This is a genomic window from Streptomyces mobaraensis (genome assembly GCF_020099395.1).
Taxonomy (GTDB): Bacteria; Actinomycetota; Actinomycetes; order Streptomycetales; family Streptomycetaceae; genus Streptomyces.
The window spans coordinates 4,885,204-4,902,677 of sequence record NZ_CP083590.1 but is presented as its reverse complement, the minus strand read 5'-3'; the positions used below and the strand labels follow the sequence as shown (position 1 = coordinate 4,902,677).

Sequence of the window (17,474 nt, the reverse complement as noted above, 5' to 3'; positions counted from 1 at the left end):
TATGCACAAAGGGGATATACAGGGCATGGCTACAGAAGACGACTCCCTGCCGGACCCGACGTCATCGATGCTGGCCTTCTTCGGATCCGAGCTGAACCGGATCCGGAGGAAGGCGGGGAAATCACAGACCCAGGCGGCCGAAATGGCCCACACGACGCAGGCGATGATCAGCTACGTCGAACGGGCCAAGCGGGTGCCGTCGGAGGCCCTGGCACACGACCTCGACTCGGCGTTCGAGACGGACGGGCACTTCGGGCGGTTGCATCCGCTGGTGATCAAGTTCGCTTATCCGAGCTGGTTCCTGCCGTACGTGGAGATGGAGCGCGAGGCGACCTCGCTGAGCATTTTCAACAACCAACTGATCCATGGACTGTTGCAGACCGAGGAGTACGCCAGGGCGGTGCTGGCCGGAGGGCGGCCGGACAGCCTGGAAGACCTGGTAGCGGCTCGTATGACCCGCCAAGACATCTTCGAAAAGGAGACGCCGCCGCACGCTTGGTTTGTTCTGGACGAATACGCGCTCGCTCGGCCATACCCCGGTCCTGCGGCCATGAAAGAGCAGTTGCAACACTTGTTGACGGTCGGCGAGCGTCCCCGCACCGTCATCCAGATCATCCCCCGAAACGCTCCACCGCATCCTGGCGTGAACGGCTCATTCAACATCCTGAGCTTCGAAACCGGCGCCGACGTCCTGCACGTCGATGGCATCACCCGAGGTCACATGACCGCAGACCCGGCTGAAGTACTCGTTGCCAGCCGTTCGTATGATCTGATCAGGGCGGTTGCGCTCTCGCCACGGGAATCCGCTGACGTGATCCGGACGTATCTGAAGGAGTTGAGCCCGTGATGTATACCCGCAAGTCCGTTGTGAATATGGCGATAGGCACGGATGGCCTCGTAGACACGCCCTGGATCAAGTCCAGTTACAGCGGTACATACGGCGGTGACTGCCTGGAGTGGGCTCCCGCTCACGCCCACACAGGCACCGTCCCCATAAGAGACAGCAAGACCCCTGACAGCCCAGCCCTCCTCCTCCCCGCCCCCGCGTGGACCGCGTTCCTGCGCATGGTCACGACGCCGGGCAACTGACCGACGCGCGGCGAAGACTGCGGCAACTGCGGCGCCGAACAAGCGCTGCCGCGCCGCCACGCGACTGTGTCCGGCTGCCCAGCGTCGCCCGTGAGCGGATCAGGCTGGAACCACTGGTTCACCCACCCCCATGAACTCCGCCTGCTTCAGCAGGGCGTCGTTGAGGCGGGGAGTCGAAGACCCGGTCCGAACGCCCGGCTGAGGAATCGATACGGCCGTTCCCGTAGGAGGGACATCGCGCCGCTCAACTCCTCAAGGGCGACGGCCCCTTCCTGAAGGAACGGCTGCACCCCTGAGGCGTACCCGGCAGATGTGGTGCCCGGGATCCCTCGGTCGGGTGGTTTGGGACCGGCCCTTCGCCATAACGTCGAGCCGACCGGAAGGATCGGTCTGCTGTCGCCGTCGCGAGGGGCATCCGGTCCGGCGGAATCAGCAAGACCAGCGGGATCAAGGGGGAGGGAATCATGATGGGAACGAAGCGGTCTACCGCTCCATGGGGCATGGCACTGGCCCTGGTCGCCGCCATGGCCGCTACCGCGGCACCGGCGGCTGCGCACAACCAGACACCCGACCGTGCTCAACCGGCTCAGCGCCTCACGCTCGCGAACTCGGACAACGGCCGGTCCGTGATCGCGCACTTGGGTGACGGCATCGAAGTCCGGCTCACAGGCTATCGGGCAAGCGGGCTCACCTGGACCTGGAGCACCCCGGCAGCCAGCGACTCCGCCGTACTCCGGCGCACCGCCGGCCGTACGGCACCGAACGGCGACGCGTCAGCGGTCTTCCACGCGGAACATGGCGGGACCGCCACCATCACCGCGCAACGACGTTGCCGCCCCGACGCAGGCCATGTCTGTCCCATGGTGATCACGCCGTGGAAGGTCACGGTCGAAGTGAAGTGACTCACGGGGGGGGCGGCCTCCGCCGACCGTCGGCCCGGCCGTCAGCCCGGCTGTCCGGCTGTCCGGCTGTCCGGCTGTCCGGCTGTCCGGCTGTCCGGCTGTCCGGCTGTCCGGCTGTCCGGCTGTCCGGCTGTCCGGCACGGAACGAAGGCGGCCAACCCACAGGACACGCCCATCAACCTCTCGACGCCGCACGCCCGTTGCCCGTAGCCGACGCGACGCCACCCGGTTCCGCGCCTCACCGCCGGGAAGGCGCCGAGCGAGCCCGGCCGGAGCCGGAGGCCCGACGCCTCCCCCTGACTGGCCTCACTCGACGGACGTCAGGAACCCGACCATCAGGTCCAGCCACTCCTGCGGGCTTTCGAAGAACGGCACGTGGCCGGTGGCGAGTTCGGCGAGGCGGGCGCCGGGGATGCCGTCGGCGAGTTGGCGGTGGTGGAAGGGTGTGACCAGGTTGTCCAGGGTGGTGGATATGACGAGGGTGGGAACGGTGAGGCGCGGGAGGTCGGCGAGGACGTCGACTCGGTCGGCGAGGTCGAGGTGGTCGGGGGTGCCCGGGGGGACGGAGTCCCAGCCGGCCGCCAGCATGGCGTCGACGTCGTCCTGCGAGAACGCGTCCGCCGTGGGTACGGCGAAGCCGGTGAGAGCGCCGAAGGCGGTGATGCCGGCGGGGTCGTCGGTCTTCTCGATCAGGTCGCGCCAGAGGCGGGTGGCGAGGGAGAAGCGGGCGTTGGGACGGGCGAAACCGGCGGTCAGGACGAGGGCGGTGACGCGCTCCGGGTGCCGGGTGGCCGCCCGGACGGCGACGGGGGCGCCCAGCGAGTAGCCGGTGACGGCGAACGTCTCCAGCCCTTCCGCGACGGCGGCTGCGACGAGTTCGTCGGCGAGGCCGTCGAGGGTGAGGGGCGCGTCGGAACGTGGGCTACCGCCCGTACCGGGGTAGTCGGGGCCGACGACGGTGAAGTGCTCGGCGAGACCGTCCATGATCGGGCCGTAGTTGGGCTGGATGCCGCCCCCGGCGCCATGGGCGAGGAGGAGGCCGGGGCCGCTGCCGCGGGTGGTGCGGGCGAGGGTGGGGGTGGGGAGTTCTGGGCGCGACATGACTTCTGCTCTCTGTGTGTGGGTGGTTCAGGACGTGGGGTGCGTTATCGGCTGGGTGAAGGCTGTGAGGGTGGCGGCGGCCGTGACGACGAGCGCGCCGAGCCAAGGGAGGTCGTGAAGGCCCAGGCCGGAGCCGAGGGCCTGGCCGCCGAGTGCTGAGCCGCCGGCCGTGCCGAGGTTGAAGGCCGAGGCGGTGACGGCGGTGATCAGGGTGGGCGCTCCGGGGACGGCGGCGAGGGCGCGTTCCTGGAGCAGCGGGATGAGGGCGGCGGTGACCAGCCCGAGGAGGGGCACGGTCAGCGCGGCGGTCGGGCGGGTGTGGCTGGCCAGGGCGAGGGACGCGAGGACGGCGGCGAGGACGAAGAGGGTGGTGCGGAGGGCGTGTTCGGGGGCGCGGTCGGCGAGCCGGCCGCCCAGGACGTTGCCGAACAGCGCGCCCACGCCGAAGGCGGCGAGGAGGAGAGTGACCGCGTTCGCGGAGAAGCCGCTCACGTCCCCGAGGAGCGGGGAAATATAGGTGTGGACGGTGAAGAGGCCGGCCTGCGCGAGAACGGTGGCCGCCAGGACGCGGGCCGGTCCGCGGCCGAGCAGCGCGCGGACTTCCGCGCGGGGCGCGGGGCGCGTCCCGGGGTCGGCGGGACGGACGAGGGCGGCCACCGCGAGCAGTACGAGCGCGCTGAGAATGGCGATCCCCCAGAACGTCGCCCGCCAGCCGTACCGGCCCCCGATCCAGGTGCCGAGCGGGGCGCCGAGGACGGTGGCGAGGTTCCATCCGGCGGCGACCACGGCGATCGCCCGGCCGCGATGGGCGGTGGTTGTCGTCGAGACGGCGATGACCAGGGCGGTCGCGAAGGCGGTGCTGTGCGTAAGCGCGGTGACCATGCGGGCGGCGGCGAGCGTTCCGAGCCCGCCGGCCAGGGCGGCTGCCGCGTTGCCGGCGATGAACAGGACGAGCAGCCCGAGCAACGCCCGGCGCCGGGGCAGCCGCAGCACGGCGACGGTGACGACCGGCCCGGCCACCGTGACGACCAGGGCGTACCAGGTGACCAGCGAGCCGACGGCGGGAAGCGGCTGACGCAATTCAGCTGCCAGCCCGGGCAGCAGCCCGACCATGACCCACTCGCTGGTCCCTATGAGGAAGACGCAGGCGGTGAGGGTGGCGAGAACGGCGGCGGGGTGGGGGTGGGAGTGAGAGCGGGAGTGGCGGCTGGTGGGGGGCTGGACTGGTGGTGCCGGAGTTGGGTGGTGGGCCGCCCCCGGTGGAGTGCTTGGGGCCATGTCGCGACGCTAAGGTCTGACATCGGTGTGAGAGTCAAGTGCGGGTGGGGGTGGCAGGGGGCGATGTGTCGCCGACTTCATCGAGAACTGCGCGTCGGGCGGTATGACGTTTTTGCCGGATTCCGAGAAGGTGAGTAAAAAGCCTGGCCCGCCGGACTAAAACACCAGGTGGCGCCCTGTGGTCCCCGCGTGCGCGGGGGTGGTCCCGCGAGCCCTTCGGGGTTGCTGCTGGCGCGCTTGTGGTCCCCGCGTGCGCGGGGGTGGTCCCGACGCCGCCTTGGATGACGCGTGGGTGGACGTGTGGTCCCCGCGTGCGCGGGGGTGGTCCCAACGGCATCCGCAAGGTGTGGAATGGCATCGCGTGGTCCCCACGTACGCGGGGGTGGTCCCTTGTACGCGCCAACGGACCGCTGAACGGTGGTGTGGTCCCCGCGTATGCGGGGGTGGTCCCGCGGCGGGCGCGAGCGACACCAAGGTCGTGTCGTGGGCCCCGCATGCGCCGGGCCCGCAAGTCGGCGCCGCCGCCCGCCCCTCGGGCCAACAGGCAGGCAGCGGCGCCGTGAGCGGTCGCGGGCGGCACGTGCCCGCGACCGCACCGCGACCGACTACTTCAGCGCCGCGTCAGCCGTGCTGGAGACGCCGGAAGTGGCGGACTGGGCCGTGGAGTTGGCCGTGTCCTTCAGGGCGGTCACCGGGCCCGGCTCGGGGGTGGAGGGGGCGGAGGCGCCGGGGGGGCGGCGGCTGCTCCTCCGAGGACGACGAGGAGCTGGACGAGCCGCCCTTGGGGTCGTACTTGTAGGTCTCGGTGACCTTGTGCTCCTTGGTGATCTGGCCCGGGGCCGGGGAGACGATCGCCACGGGCAGGGAGCCCAGGCCGTGGCCCTCGTGGTGGCGGCCGTGGTGGTCGTCCGCCATGGCCGTACCGGCCTGGCCCAGCACCATGCCACCGGCCAGCACGGCCAGCGCCACGCCAACCACACGGTTGCGCATCGACATCTTCGGATCTCCTTGGGAGAGGGGGGACGGTGACGCCGCCCCCGAGATGGAAGCGGCGCCGTGTGCACGGCGGGGCACTGCGGTGTTCCCGGGCCGGTCGTGGCCCGTGCCACCGGGGGTCGGCTGAATGGCACGGACCACCGGCCGGGAAGGCCGCCCCTGCCGAGGCAGCAGAGAACTACCGGTGCGATCAGCAGCCCGTCAAAACATCCGACCGGAAAACCGTGCTCGCCCGTCGAACCTCTCGGCGTATGACGAACAGTCTGTCCCCGCCCCCCCGTTGGTGATGCGACTCCCCGCACCCCGTACGTCACCTCAAACGCGTTCCGCGCCCCCTGATGTGGTGGCCCGCACTCGTTCCGCCTGACGGCCGCCACCTGAACGAAGGACGACATCGCGCCACCCGTCCCACTCCCCGTAACAGCAGCGCTCGAACGTCACGGAGTTGACCGGGCCCCGGGTCGCCCCTTCCCTCCCTCCCCGCTCCCACCCCGGCGCCCTGAAGCGCTTCGGGACGCGAGCGGGGAGATGCCCGCCGTGGCGAAACGCCTCACCGCGCCCCGAAGACCTGCGTCCAACGCGGGCCGCCCGGCGCGTTGTTGATGCCGACGCCTATCTCGTCGAACGAGCAGTTGAGTATGTTCGCCCGGTGCCCGGAGCTGTGCATCCAGGTGTCCATCACGGAGGCCGGGGTCTGCTGGCCGTACGCGATGTTCTCGCCGTATGTGCTCCACCGGTAGCCGACGGCGGTGATGCGGTCGCCGGGGCCCTTGCCGTCCGGATTGGTGTGGTCGAAGAAGTTGCGGGCGGCCATGTCATCTGAGTGGCCTTGGGCGGCTTGGGTGAGCAGCGAGTTGAGGCGTACGGGCGAGCAGCCGGCCTTGGCGCGTTCGGCGTTGACGATGGCCGTCACCTGCTGCTGGAGCGAGCCGCCCACGTCCCCCTTGGAGGGGGCGGGGGCCTTGGCGGCCGACCTGGCGGTCGTACGGGCGGAGTCGGACGTCCGCGATCCCTGGCCCTGCGCTCCCGACCCGCTCCCCGAACCGGAGCCGGAGCCAGCATCGGAGTCCGATGAAGATGAGGAGGGAGCGGCGGCGGAACGTTCCTGCGCCGACTTCCCCTCCTCGCCCTTCTTGCCCGCCTTGTCCTTGTCCCCCGCCTTCTCCTCGTCCTTGCCCTTCTTCTCCTTCTTGTCGTCCTTGCCGCCCTTGCCGTCCTTCGTGGCCTTCGCCGAGGCGGAGGGACGGGCGCTCGGGGAGGCATTGGCGGTGGCGGCCCGGTCGCCGAGGGGGACCGCCGCGTCGCCGGTGGTGACGCGGGTGCTCGCCTCGGTGCCGGAGGACGAGTCGGAGAAGAACTCCGTCCCCCCGACGATCGCGCCACCGGCCACGACGGCGAGGGCGGCGGCGCCGATCGCGACCCGCTTGCCCTTCGTGCCGTGCTTCGCCTTCGCCCTGGGGTTGTTCCGCTTCGCGTGGGTCACGCCGTGCTTGCCTTTCGTCGTTTTCACCGGGTTCGCCGGATTGCTGTGGAGCGTGGTGTTCGTGATGTCGTGAGTGGCCTGCGGCGCGTCGGGCCCATGCCCGGCGAGGGGGTGCCCGCCGGCGTCCTGCCCGAGCACGTCCCCGTACCCGCCCGGGTGGACGGCGGCCACCGCCTCCGTCCGCAGCACGGTGGCGCTGCCCCACCAGTCGAGGAGCGCCCCGGCGACGGGGACCAGGCCGAAGCCGACCAGCAGCCCCTCGGCCGGGACGAGCGACGTCCAGGCCCCGCCGCAGGCGCCGCACCCGCGCGCGTGGCGGGCGACGCGTTTGCGCCAGAGGGCGGAGGGGGTGCCGTCCCACGTCGCGACGAGCCCGTCGAGCGCCGGGCAGCGAGGTGAGGCGCCGAGGGCGCGGACGACGCCGCGGGCCGTGTCGAGCCGCTCCTTGATGCGCTGGACGCGGACGGCGGTGTGCTGCGGCGTGAGGCCGAGCGCGGCGGCGACCTCGGCGCGGGTCAGTTCGCCCGCGGCCTCCAGCCACCACAGGGAGAGCACCTCGCGCTCGCCCTCGTCGAGCCAGCGCGTGGCCTCGGCGACCTCCTTGCGCTGGCCTTCCAGGCCGAGCCGCACGATGGTGACGGCGACGAAGTCGGCCGCCGGGTCGGGGACGTCGGCGCCGGTGCCGGGGAGCCCGTCGAGGGGGGTCTCCGGGCGGCGCTCCCGCCAGTGGGTGCGCAGCTGGTTGGTGGTGATCGCCACCAGCCAGGAACGGAAACCGGCCGGGTCGCGCAGCTCCCCCAGCCCGTTGATGACGCGCAGCATCGTCTCCTGCACGACATCGTCGACGTCCGCGTGCCCGTTGAGGGCGCGGCCGACGATGTTGTAGACGAGCGGCAGGCAGGCGGCGACGAGTTCGTCCTGTGCCGCCGTGTCACCGGCCCGCGCGGCCTCGACCAGCGCAGCGTTATCGGTTCCCACGCCTCACGCACCTCTCTCCGTTCGCATCCGACACCTGGGAGACGGAGCGCTCCCGGCCGGATAACAAAAATTGCAAGATTCTTGCATCACAGGGGAGGGGGGTGCGGCGGGCGGGGTCGTCCGGGCGGATCGCGTCAGCGGTGACCGAGGACGTTGACCACCCGGCCGTTGGGGTCGCGGACGAAGAAGCGCCGTACGCCCCACTCCTCGTCCTGCAGGACGTGGACAATCTCGGCGCCGCTGTCCCGCACGGCCGCGTAGGCGGCATCCACGTCGTCCACCTCGATACTCAGATCGGGAGCAACCGGGGCGGTCTTGTCACGGGCCATGAAACTGACCTGCGCCGCCGCCGGGTTGGAGGGGGAGGCGAGTGTCATGATCCAGCCGTGGTTCATGACCTCCTCGAAGCCCAGCAGGCCGTAGAACTCCCGGTTCTCCTGCACGGACTCCGACTGGATGTTGGGCACGACACGACGAACGGCCATCGACGACTCCGGGGGGTGGGGTGGGGCTGCGGGTGGGGGTGGGGCGGGCTGGGCTCTCCGAACCCCCAGAAGTACTACGGCTCGGCCGTCCTCGCACAGGGGGCAGCGGGGAGCAAGAGGCGTCCGGCCCGCCTGGACCTGGGGCGGTCTGTGCGGCATCGAGCTCCTGTGGGTGCGCGGCGACAGCCGCGCGGACGGGTGGGGCAGCAGGATCCTGCGGGCGGCCGAGGCCGAGGCACGGCGGCGGGGCTGCGATCGCGTCGCCGTGTCCTCCTTCACGTTCCAGGCTCCCGGCTTCTACCGGCACCACGGCTACGTCGAGACCGGCCGGACGCTCGGCATCCCGGGGGGACATGCGGACGTGCACTTGTTCAAGCCGCTGACCACAGCGGGTCAGGCCGACCCGTCGTAGGCACAACGGTCACCGCCGCCATGCGGGCCGCGAGGCGAGGCGTTCCCCCGCTCCCCTACCGCCCCTCCCCCACCGGAACCAGGAACTCCCGCAGCATTCCCGGCGTCGCCGCGTTCGCGAACGCCGCCGCCTCCCCGGCCGCCATGTCGCGGATGCGGTACGCCTCCTCGCCGGCCGCGACGGCGGCTGTCGCGGTGACGACGCCGGCGCGGCGGGCGAACGGGGTCCGGGTGAAGGTCCAGGCGAGGACCGCGCCGCGGTCGAGGAGGACCGTGTCACGGGTGAGGCTGCCGGAACGGATGACGAGCCAGCGGCCGCGGAGGGCGTGGCCGAGGGCGCGGTAGGCGTCGTCGGCGAGGGCGCAGGCCACCGGGGTGGAGAGGAGCAGCCAGCCCAGCGCGCAGTACAGGAGCACCGGGGTCAGCAGGGCGCCGAGGACGGCGAGGACGACGGCCGGCGGCAGGACGCACCACAGCAGGACGCGGACGACGCGACGGCGCCGGGCGACCGGCGGGTGGGGGCGCAGGCCGCTGGTGTCCACGAGTTCGCCGAGGACGCCGGCGCAGACGTGTTCGCCCTCGGAGCGGGGGGCGGGCGGGAGGAGGGTGCTGCGTTTGCGGTTCTCCTCGCGGTCGCCGAGTCCGCCGGCGACGGCGCGTACGGTGGCGCCGCCGCCGGTGCGGAGGAGCAGCGGTTCGCGGAGGACGACGCCGCGCAGGCGGGCGCGTTCGATGGAGACGGACCGGGTGGTGAGCAGGCCGTGGCGGACGCGGAGGGTGTCCGCGTCCGTCCGTTCCAGCCGGTACCGCCACCACGTCTCGGCGTAGAGGACGACGGACCCGACCGTGCCGAGGGCGGTGACGGTGAGGATGAGGAGGGGGACGGTGATCCAGAGGGCGCTGTTGCCGAACTCGTCGAACGCCCGCCGGACGAAGCCGATCCGCCACGGTTCGATGCCCATTCCGTCGAGCACCCGCCAGACCGCGCCGGCGGCCGCCAGGACGCCGCCGAAGACCCAGAACGTGAGCGGCGCGTACCGCAGCCAGCGGGGGTCGGCGGTGGACAGGACGGGGTCGTCGGCGTCCATCCGGCCGGCGCGGGCGAGGAGTTCGGCGCGCAGCCGTTCCGCGTCGGCGCGGGACAGGGCGTCCAGCGACACCTGACCGTGCCCGCCGGTGCCGGCACGCAGCACGACGAGGCCGAGGGCGCGCTGGACGGGGTGAGCGGTGAGGTCGACGTTGCGGACGCGGTGCAGGGGGACGGACTTGGTGCGCCGGGTGAGCAGGCCGGTGCGGAGTTCGAGCGCGTCCACGGTGACGCGGTAGTGAGTGCGGAGCCAGGAGAGGGAGCCGAGGGCGGTGAGGGCCGCGAAGACGACCGCGACGACCGCGAGGCTGATCCATACGCGGGCGCCGGGGCGGCCTCCGGTGGCGAGCACGGCGAGGATGAAGGAGCCGAGGGGGGCGCCCAGCCAGGAGCAGTGGGACAGGAGGGTACGGGGGGACGGGCGGTGCCACGTGTCGGTGGTGGCGGGTGAGGAGGGGGGCATGTTGCGGGCGGCGTGGCGGCCTGAGGTGCGGGCGCCGGGGGCGGGTGCGCCTCGGGTGGGTACGCCGGGGGCGGGTACGCCGAGGGTGGGCGTGCGGGTGCCGGGGGTATCGGGGCTGGAGGTATGGGGGGTGGAGGTATCGGGCGCACCAGGCGTTCCCGGCGTGCCGGGGTTGGACGTACCGCCTTCGTACGTGCCGCCGTCGTAACCGCCCTGGTCCTCCTGCCGCCACGGGCCGTGGTCTCCGTTGTGCCTCACGCCGCGTCCTCCCGGACGTAGCGGACGGCATGGCCGACGTGTTCGGCCATCCGCCGGGCGTCGTCCTCCGCCAGGCCGGCGATCTTCACGGCGCCTGCCGTGGAGGCGGTGGTGACGACGACGGTGGCGAGCCCGTAGCGGCGTTGGAGGGGGGCCGACCGACGTGTCGACGGTCTGCACCCGCGACAGCGGTGCGATGCGGCTGCGCTGCCAGAACCAGCCGTTCGCCGTGTAGACGGCGGTCTCGCCGACCTCCCAGGCGTGGATCCGGTAGCGCCAGGCGGGCATGGCGAACTGGTAACCGAGCGCGGGCGCGACGAGCACGACCGCGAGGAGGGGGACGAGCCAGGGCAGGGCGCCGGGGAAGAAGAGCACCGACAGCACGAGGAGCGTCGCCGCCGTCAGGAGCAGCGGACCGCTGACGGTCAGCAGCGCCTGCACCGCCCACCAGCGGCGGGCTCGGGGGTCGACGCGGTGGCGGGGTGACCGGAGGGTGACGGGTGGGCCGTCGCCGGCCGTGCCGGTGGTGTGCATGGAATGCCCCCTGGGACCCGGGACCTTTCCAGGTCAGTCGTTTCAGGTCAGTCGTATTGCGACGTCATCGGTAAGGTATGGCAATACGACCGACTTGTAAAACGGAGGTGACCGTCGCGGTGCCGAAGCGGGTGGATCACGAGGAACGCCGACGCCTGATCGCCGAAGCGCTCTGGCGCATCGCGAGCTCGCGAGGGCTGGAGGGCGCCAGCCTGCGCGACGTCGCCGCCGAGGCGGGCATCTCGCTGGGACAGTTGCAGCACTACTTCTCCGGCAAGGACGAGATGCTCGTCTTCGCGCTGGAGCACATCACTGTTCTGGCGGAGGCGCGGATCCGGGAGCGGATCATGGCGCTGTGGAGACCTGGGGGCGGGGCGGGCTCGGGGGCCGCCGGGCCGGGCTCCGGGGCCGGGGCGGACTCCGGGGCCGCCGCCTCCGACGGGCCCTCCCCCCGGACCATCCTGCGCGAGTGCGCCGCCGAGATGCTGCCCCTGGACGAGGAGACCCGCACCGGCCTCCTCGTCGGCATCGCCTACTTCGTCCGCGCCATCAACGACGAGCGCATCCGGCGCCACGCCAAGGAGGGTCAGCCGAAGCTGCGCGCCTTCTTCGCCGAACAGTTCCGGGAGGCCGTCGAGCGGGGGGAGGCGGTGCCGGGGCTGGATCCGGACATGGAGGCGATGCTGCTAATCGCTTTGACGGACGGGTTGACGAGTTCCGCGTTGATGGAGGTGATCACGCCGGAGGAGGCGATGGGGTTGGTGGACCGGCATTTGGGGCGGTTGTTCGTGCGGTGAGCTTCACTGTGGGTTGCGGTGGTGGTGATGCCCCGGACCCTCCCTTTCACCGTTTCCGCGGGGGTGCCCCGCGCCCCCTTCGCGTACGCGGCCGGGGCCCGCTGCCGGCTCCCGGCCGGTCGGACCGTCCGAGCCGTTCGATCCGTTCCCGGGACAGAATGGTCCGACCGAACCACCCGGGAGTGACGAAGTGCACCGACTCACCTACGGCGACATCGAGTCCGCCGGCCGCCGGATCGCCGGGCACGTCCGCCCGGTCGCCCTGGCACCGACGGATCCCGAGGCGACCGACCCGACCGGACAGCCGTACGAGCTGTGGCTGGCGCTGGAGTTCATGCAGCACACCGGCTCGTTCAAGGCCCGAGGCGCCCTCAACTTCCTCCAGGCGCACCTCGACAACGACTCCCTCCCCGACGCCGGGGTCACCATCGCCTCCGGTGGCAACGCCGGTCTGGCCTGCGCCTGGGCCGCCCGGCGGCAGGGCGTGCGCGCCACGGTCTTCCTGCCCGCCACCGCGCCGGCGGTGAAGGTCGCCAGGCTGCGGGGGTACGGGGCCGAGGTGCGGCTGGTCGGCGACGAGTACGCCGAAGCGGCTTCCGCCTGCGCGGAGTTCGCGGGGACGACCGGGGCGCTCGCCTCGCACGCCTACGACCACCCGCTGATCGCCGCCGGGGCCGGCACCCTGCTGGACGAGATCCACCGCCGGATCCCGGACCTGGACACCGTGGTCGTGGCGGTGGGCGGCGGCGGCCTGTTCGCCGGAGTCGCCACCGCGGCCCGGCGGCACGGCGTCCGCACGGTCGCCGTGGAACCGGAGCACTCCCGCGCCCTCAACGCCGCTCTCGCCGCCGGGCAGCCGGTCGACGTCCCGATCGACTCCGTCGCCGCCGACTCCCTCGGCGCCCGGCGCGCGTCCGCCCTGGCCCTGCGGGTGGCGCAGCAGGGGGACGTGCACTCCGTCCTGGTCCCGGACAGCGAAATCGTGCGCGCCCGGCAGGGATTGTGGGACGAACGCCGCATCGCCGTGGAACACGGCGGGGCAACGGCGCTGGCGGCACTCACGGCTGGAGAGGCGGACTCCGCCTCTTACGGATACCGGCCGCGTGCGGGCGAGAAGGTGTGCGTGGTCCTGTGCGGCGCCAACACGGATCCCGCTACGCTCACTGGTCCGGCGAGTTGACTGTCGGCTGGGGCAGTTGCCCAGCGGGCGGGCCGCCGCAGTGTCCGTGGAAGGCGCGCGGCGGCAGGACAACTGCCGCCGGACGAAGGGGGGGAGCCGATGTCCGGCACATCCGCTTTGCCGGTTCCCGCGAAAGCGGGTAAAAACGCCGCCTCTCACAGATGAAACCGCAGGTCGGCTCCTGCGGTCCCCGCGCATGCGGGGGTGGTCCCATCCGGAAGCCGGTCCGGCCCTGGCCGGTGTAGTGGTCCCCGCGCATGCGGGGGTGGTCCCGCCTGCGTGACCCGTTCGTGCCCGATCCGGTGGTGGTCCCCGCGCATGCGGGGGTGGTCCCGGGCAGCCGGTCGACCCGCAGGCCGCCCAGGAGTGGTCCCCGCGCATGCGGGGGTGGTCCCCCGATCAACCCGGCATGGGCGGCGGCGTAGTGGTGGTCCCCGCGCACGCGGGGGTGGTCCCTCGCGGCGGACGCAGCGCAGGGGAAGGGCGGTGTGGTCCCCGCGCACGCGGGGGTGGCCCCGCGTCGTCCTCATACTCCGTCTTCCGCCTCTTGTGGTCCCCGCGCGCACCGGTGTGGTCCCTGACGGCGCGCTCACGCGAACTCGGCTGGCCTGCGGTCCTCGCGCATGCGTGGGTGGTCCGTCGCGCGCGAGCAGGTATTGGACGTAGTCGAGGCGGTCCCCGCGCACGCGAGGGTGGTCCTGTTTCCAGGTGGCAGACAGTGCCGGCCCGTAAGTGGTCCCCGCCTACGCGGGGGTGGCCCCGCCTCCCGCATGTGCTCCGCGACGCTGTCCTCGTGCTCCCCGCGACGCGGGGGTGATCCCCGCGCCTTGCCCCTCGGCTCGGCCGCCGGCCGGGACGTCGTTGTCCCGGCCGTCCCAGGGGATCCGGCACGACAAGAGTCGTCCCCACCAAACGCCGAAGGGCACCCTCACCCCGCCCTCCGAGCCGCCCGGTTCCTCCCGCCCGGCCCCGGCGACAGCGCAGCCGCGAGCTCGTCCAGGGCGTCCGTCAGAAGCTCAGCTCCCCGCACCGTGACCCCCGTATCGCCCTCCGTCGCCGCCCAAGCCGCCGCCCGTAGCCTCAGCGGCGTCCAGTCCAGCGGCCGGCGTTCACGCAGCGCCTCGACCGCGTCCGGCAGCAGCTCGCGCAGCGTTGCCGCGAAAGCCGCCGCGCCCGGGGACGGTGGAGCGTCCGGCTCCGGCAAGTGGGCTTCCATGAGCATGGTGACGCGGCCCATCGTCGCCAGGGCGGATTCCGCCGCCCGTTCGGCGCTGCGGGAGAGGCCGCGGTGGCGGACGGGTTCCTTCTGGGCGCGTTCGGCGGTGTCCTCCCATTCGCGTCTCGCCGCCCGCGCGTCCAGCAGCGCCTCGCGGACGTGGCGGGGACTGCGGCCGGCCGGTTCCGCGTGGGCGGTGAGGACGGCGAGGGTGTACTCGCCGTTGGCGCGCAGCCATTCGGCGAGGCGGTCGCGGAGGCGGCGGGTCTCCCAGACGGGGAACAGGGCGTACGCCGCCATCGCCAGCAGCCCGCCCAGCAGCGTCAGGGCCACGCGCGCCTGGACGGTCTGCGACCACCCTTCCCCCACCACCCCCAGCAGGAACACCACATACCCGCCGACACACGCCGACGCCACGATGTAACCCGTCCCCGTGAACAGGTACAGCAGGCCGACGCAGATCACCGCCAGCGCCGCGCACACGTACACGCCGGGGTGGAGCAGGGCCGTGACGGCCGCGCCCGCCAGGACGCCCACCACCGTGCCGACGAAGCGGGCCACGCCCCGCGAGTATGTCTGCGCGAAGTCCGGGCGCATGATCATCACGGAGGCCATGGGGGCCCAGTAGCCGTGTCCCCACGGCAGCGCCGTGCCCACCACGTACCCGACGCTCGCCACCGCCGACACGCGGACCGCGTGCCGGCCGATCGGCGACGACCAGCGCGCCTCCCGCCGTACCGCCCGGACGGCGAGCGGGATCAGCCGCTGGACGGTCGGGCGGAGGAGGTGGCGGTACGGCTCCGGCGGGCGGTCCGCGGGCGGGGTGTCCGTCGCGCGGCGCGCCTGCCGGACCGGCTCGTCGCTGCCCTCGACCGCGTCGCCGAGCAGGGCGATCAGCCGGTAGGCGGAACGGCGCGCCGCGCCCGTGAGTATCGGGCCGGACTCCGGCACCCGGAGCACGTCCAGCGCCTCGGGCGGCAGCCGGACGGGGCCGCCCCGGCGGACCGAGCGGGCGACCGCGTCGAGGACGGTCGCGGCGGCGCCCAGCAGGTCGCGGACGCGGTCGCGTTCCGGGCCCTCGGGCGGCGCGCCGACGACCGGGTCGGCGAGCGCCGCCAGCACCGGACGGAGTCGTTCCGCGAGCCCGCGCGGACCGCCGAGCTGGCGCGGGCGGTTGCGGGCCTGACGCGGCGTGACCGCGGCGGCGCTGCGCGCCTCCATCAGCGGCTGCGGATCGAAGTGCGCCACCGGGTCGTGCCGCAGCCGGCGCGCGTAGTCCGCCTCGGCGGCCAGCGCGTCGGCGAGCGCGTCCCGTTGGCGCCCCCACGGTCTGATCGGGAACACCACGATGAGCAGCGCCTGCACCAGGCCGCCGACGGCGATCAGCCCGGCGTGCTCGGCCGCCCCGGCGACGGACGTCGGCAGGGTGACGGTGATCAGCATCACCGCGACCGTCTGCGTGGCCACCAGCCCCGACACCGGCCCGACCGCCCACGCCATCCCCGCCAGCAGCGTCCAGGCGGCCAGCAGCAGGAGGAACAGGACGTGGCTGTAGGCCGCCAGGTAGCCCAGGAACGTGCTGGCGGCCAGCCCGACCGCCACCCCCAGCGCCAGCACCGGCCGCGGCCGCCAGCTGCGCTGGAACGTCGCGAGGCCGGCGGCGAAGGCGCCGAACGCGGAGGAGACGGCGAGGGCGGGGCTGCCGAAGGTGAGCATGAGGGCCATGACGATCGCCACACCCGCCGTGCTGCGGACGGCCAGGAGGGGTTCCGGGGCCGCCCGCTCGATCGTCAGGCCGGCGCGGGCCGTGTCCTTGAGGGCGCTCAACCAGGGCATGATCTTGAGCTTACGTTCCGGCGGAGAATTCGGAAGGGCGGGTTCCGGGGGCGCGTCCGCTCCCACTCGGCAGCCTCAGCTCCCCCCGCCGCCCAGCGCCTCCTCCGGCAGCACCCGCAGGGCCCGCAGCGCGGCGCCCAAGTCGACGACCGCGCGCGGATCCTGGAGCGACCGGCCGGTCAGCTCCTCCAGCCTGCGCAGCCGGTAGCGCACCGTGTTCGGGTGGCAGTACAGCCGGCGCCCGGTCTCCGCCGCCGACCCGCCCGCCGCGAACCACCGTTCCAGCGTGTCGAGGAGCCGCTCGCGCTCGTCCGCCGGCAGGGCCAGCACCTCGTCGAACACCGTCCTCGCGATGTGCCCGGCCTCCGCCGGCGCCGCCGCGACCAGCATCGCGAGCGGATCGTCGTCGAAGTGGACGACCCCGGCCCCGGCCCTGGGCAGCGCGGCCAGCGCCAGCCGCGCGTACCGCAGGGCCTGCGGGGTGTCCCGCAGCGAGTCGTACGGCGGGCTGACGCCCACGCGCGCCTCGCTCCGCGCCAGGATCGCCAGCGCCGCGGACCGGACGTCCGGCGGCAGCACCGACATCACCCCGATCCGCTGCCCCGGCAGCAGCCGCCAGGCGGACGGCACCCGGCCGGCCCGCAGCGTCGCCTCGATCCGGGGCAGCGCCGAACGGCCCGGCGCGGGGACGTCGGCGGCCACGACGATGAACGGCCCGCTGCCCGGCAGCCCCAGCGCGCGGGCCGCCTCCCACATCGTGCTCCGGTCGGTGATCGCGCCCGTCAGCAGCGCCTCCACCAGGGCCGACCGCTCGTGCTCCCGCTGGGCCGCGAGCTCCGCGGCCGTCTCCCGGTACGCCGCGGCCATCGCGTCGGAATACGCGCCAGCCAGCCTCCAGACCTCCGACGACAGAGTCAGCAGCGTGTCACTGGTGATGTCGTGCGCCCGGCGGGCCTCGGCGGCCAGCTCCGCCCACAGCAGCTCGAAGCCGATCCGGAAGGCGTGCAGCGTACCGGCCAGCGGCACGTCCTGGAGGGCCCGTTCCCGTCCGGTCTCCCGCGCCGACGACAGGTCCGCTGGCCCGGCCCGGCCCGCCAGGCACAGCAGCGGAAGCCGGAGGTTCTCCACGCACGACCGGTACAACGGCGCGTCGGGAAGCAGGTGTTCGTCACCGTACGACTCGACCTCGGCCCGCACCCGGCGCGCCAGCAGCCCGCCCAGGGCGGAGACCCGCTCCAGCAGGGCTCGCGCCACCGGGACGATCTCCGCGCTCGGCGCCGGCCGGTCCATCCGCGCAGCGTACTGCGGGGTTCGCTGTGCGCGGGGACAAGGCGGCGGGCCGTGGACTGTCCGGCGTACCAGGCGCGTTCTTCCGCCATC

At 73.0% G+C, this 17,474-nt stretch carries 14 protein-coding genes, 1 pseudogene and 1 CRISPR repeat array; of the genes and pseudogenes, 6 read left to right on the top strand and 9 right to left on the bottom strand.

Annotated elements, in window-relative coordinates:
• The first annotated feature begins 25 nt into the window (after nt 1–25).
• The 3 genes from K7I03_RS21420 (at nt 26) to K7I03_RS21410 (ending at nt 1,991) form a co-directional block, all read left to right on the top strand.
• Nucleotides 26–847 carry a helix-turn-helix domain-containing protein gene (locus tag K7I03_RS21420; RefSeq protein WP_185944888.1) on the top strand — a complete coding sequence of 274 codons (822 nt, stop codon included), beginning with the start codon at nt 26–28 and terminating at the stop codon, nt 845–847.
• Nucleotides 847–1,089 carry a DUF397 domain-containing protein gene (locus tag K7I03_RS21415; protein ID WP_398857656.1) on the top strand — a complete coding sequence of 81 codons (243 nt, stop codon included), beginning with the start codon at nt 847–849 and terminating at the stop codon, nt 1,087–1,089. Before K7I03_RS21420 ends, K7I03_RS21415 begins: the two co-directional genes overlap by 1 nt.
• 500 nt (nt 1,090–1,589) lie before the next feature.
• Nucleotides 1,590–1,991, top strand: a complete 402-nt coding sequence (locus tag K7I03_RS21410) for a hypothetical protein (RefSeq protein WP_185944887.1) — start codon at nt 1,590–1,592, stop codon at nt 1,989–1,991.
• 306 nt (nt 1,992–2,297) lie between these two features.
• Here the strand turns inward: K7I03_RS21410 and K7I03_RS21405 are convergent, their stop codons facing one another.
• From K7I03_RS21405 to K7I03_RS21385, 5 genes are all read right to left on the bottom strand, one after another.
• Entirely contained in the window at nt 2,298–3,092 is a 795-nt protein-coding gene (locus tag K7I03_RS21405; protein ID WP_185944886.1) for an alpha/beta fold hydrolase, read from the bottom strand.
• A gap of 27 nt (nt 3,093–3,119) precedes the next feature.
• On the bottom strand, nt 3,120–4,370 hold the full coding sequence (locus tag K7I03_RS21400; protein ID WP_185944885.1) for an MFS transporter: 1,251 nt from the start codon (nt 4,368–4,370) through the stop codon (nt 3,120–3,122).
• Between the two features lie 177 nt (nt 4,371–4,547).
• Nucleotides 4,548–4,821: direct repeats of the CRISPR family, unit length 30 nt; unit sequence TGTGGTCCCCGCGTGCGCGGGGGTGGTCCC.
• Nucleotides 4,822–4,991: 170 nt separating this feature from the next.
• Nucleotides 4,992–5,366, bottom strand: a complete 375-nt coding sequence (locus K7I03_RS21395) for a hypothetical protein (RefSeq protein WP_224347141.1) — start codon at nt 5,364–5,366, stop codon at nt 4,992–4,994.
• Nucleotides 5,367–5,916: 550 nt separating this feature from the next.
• On the bottom strand, nt 5,917–7,827 hold the full coding sequence (locus tag K7I03_RS21390) for a sigma-70 family RNA polymerase sigma factor (RefSeq protein WP_185944883.1): 1,911 nt from the start codon (nt 7,825–7,827) through the stop codon (nt 5,917–5,919).
• Between the two features lie 134 nt (nt 7,828–7,961).
• On the bottom strand, nt 7,962–8,312 hold the full coding sequence (locus K7I03_RS21385) for a VOC family protein (RefSeq protein WP_185944882.1): 351 nt from the start codon (nt 8,310–8,312) through the stop codon (nt 7,962–7,964).
• On the opposite strand from K7I03_RS21385, the gene K7I03_RS34085 reads away from it, so the two are divergent.
• Entirely contained in the window at nt 8,284–8,724 is a 441-nt protein-coding gene (locus K7I03_RS34085) for a GNAT family N-acetyltransferase (protein WP_185944881.1), read from the top strand. The two genes, K7I03_RS21385 and K7I03_RS34085, sit on opposite strands and share 29 nt — an antisense overlap.
• 55 nt (nt 8,725–8,779) lie before the next feature.
• Here the strand turns inward: K7I03_RS34085 and K7I03_RS21375 are convergent, their stop codons facing one another.
• Together K7I03_RS21375 and K7I03_RS34365 are read right to left on the bottom strand one after the other, a co-directional pair.
• Nucleotides 8,780–10,273 (bottom strand): PH domain-containing protein, encoded by a 1,494-nt coding sequence (locus K7I03_RS21375; protein WP_185944973.1) that lies wholly within the window; start codon nt 10,271–10,273, stop codon nt 8,780–8,782.
• A gap of 254 nt (nt 10,274–10,527) precedes the next feature.
• Nucleotides 10,528–11,065 (bottom strand): annotated as a pseudogene (locus K7I03_RS34365) (PH domain-containing protein).
• Between the two features lie 119 nt (nt 11,066–11,184).
• On the opposite strand from K7I03_RS34365, the gene K7I03_RS21365 reads away from it, so the two are divergent.
• On the top strand, nt 11,185–11,862 hold the full coding sequence (locus tag K7I03_RS21365; RefSeq protein WP_185944879.1) for a TetR/AcrR family transcriptional regulator: 678 nt from the start codon (nt 11,185–11,187) through the stop codon (nt 11,860–11,862).
• Nucleotides 11,863–12,052: 190 nt separating this feature from the next.
• Nucleotides 12,053–13,042 (top strand): threonine/serine dehydratase, encoded by a 990-nt coding sequence (locus tag K7I03_RS21360; protein WP_185944878.1) that lies wholly within the window; start codon nt 12,053–12,055, stop codon nt 13,040–13,042.
• Between the two features lie 928 nt (nt 13,043–13,970).
• Here K7I03_RS21360 and K7I03_RS21355 read toward each other — a convergent pair.
• Both K7I03_RS21355 and K7I03_RS21350 read right to left on the bottom strand, forming a co-directional pair.
• The gene (locus tag K7I03_RS21355) at nt 13,971–16,094 is read right to left on the bottom strand and encodes an FUSC family protein (protein WP_185944877.1); all 2,124 of its coding nucleotides are present in this window, start codon (nt 16,092–16,094) and stop codon (nt 13,971–13,973) included.
• Nucleotides 16,095–16,169: 75 nt separating this feature from the next.
• Nucleotides 16,170–17,384, bottom strand: coding sequence for a PucR family transcriptional regulator (locus tag K7I03_RS21350; protein ID WP_185944876.1), 1,215 nt, complete (start codon nt 17,382–17,384; stop codon nt 16,170–16,172).
• Nucleotides 17,385–17,474 lie beyond the last annotated feature (90 nt).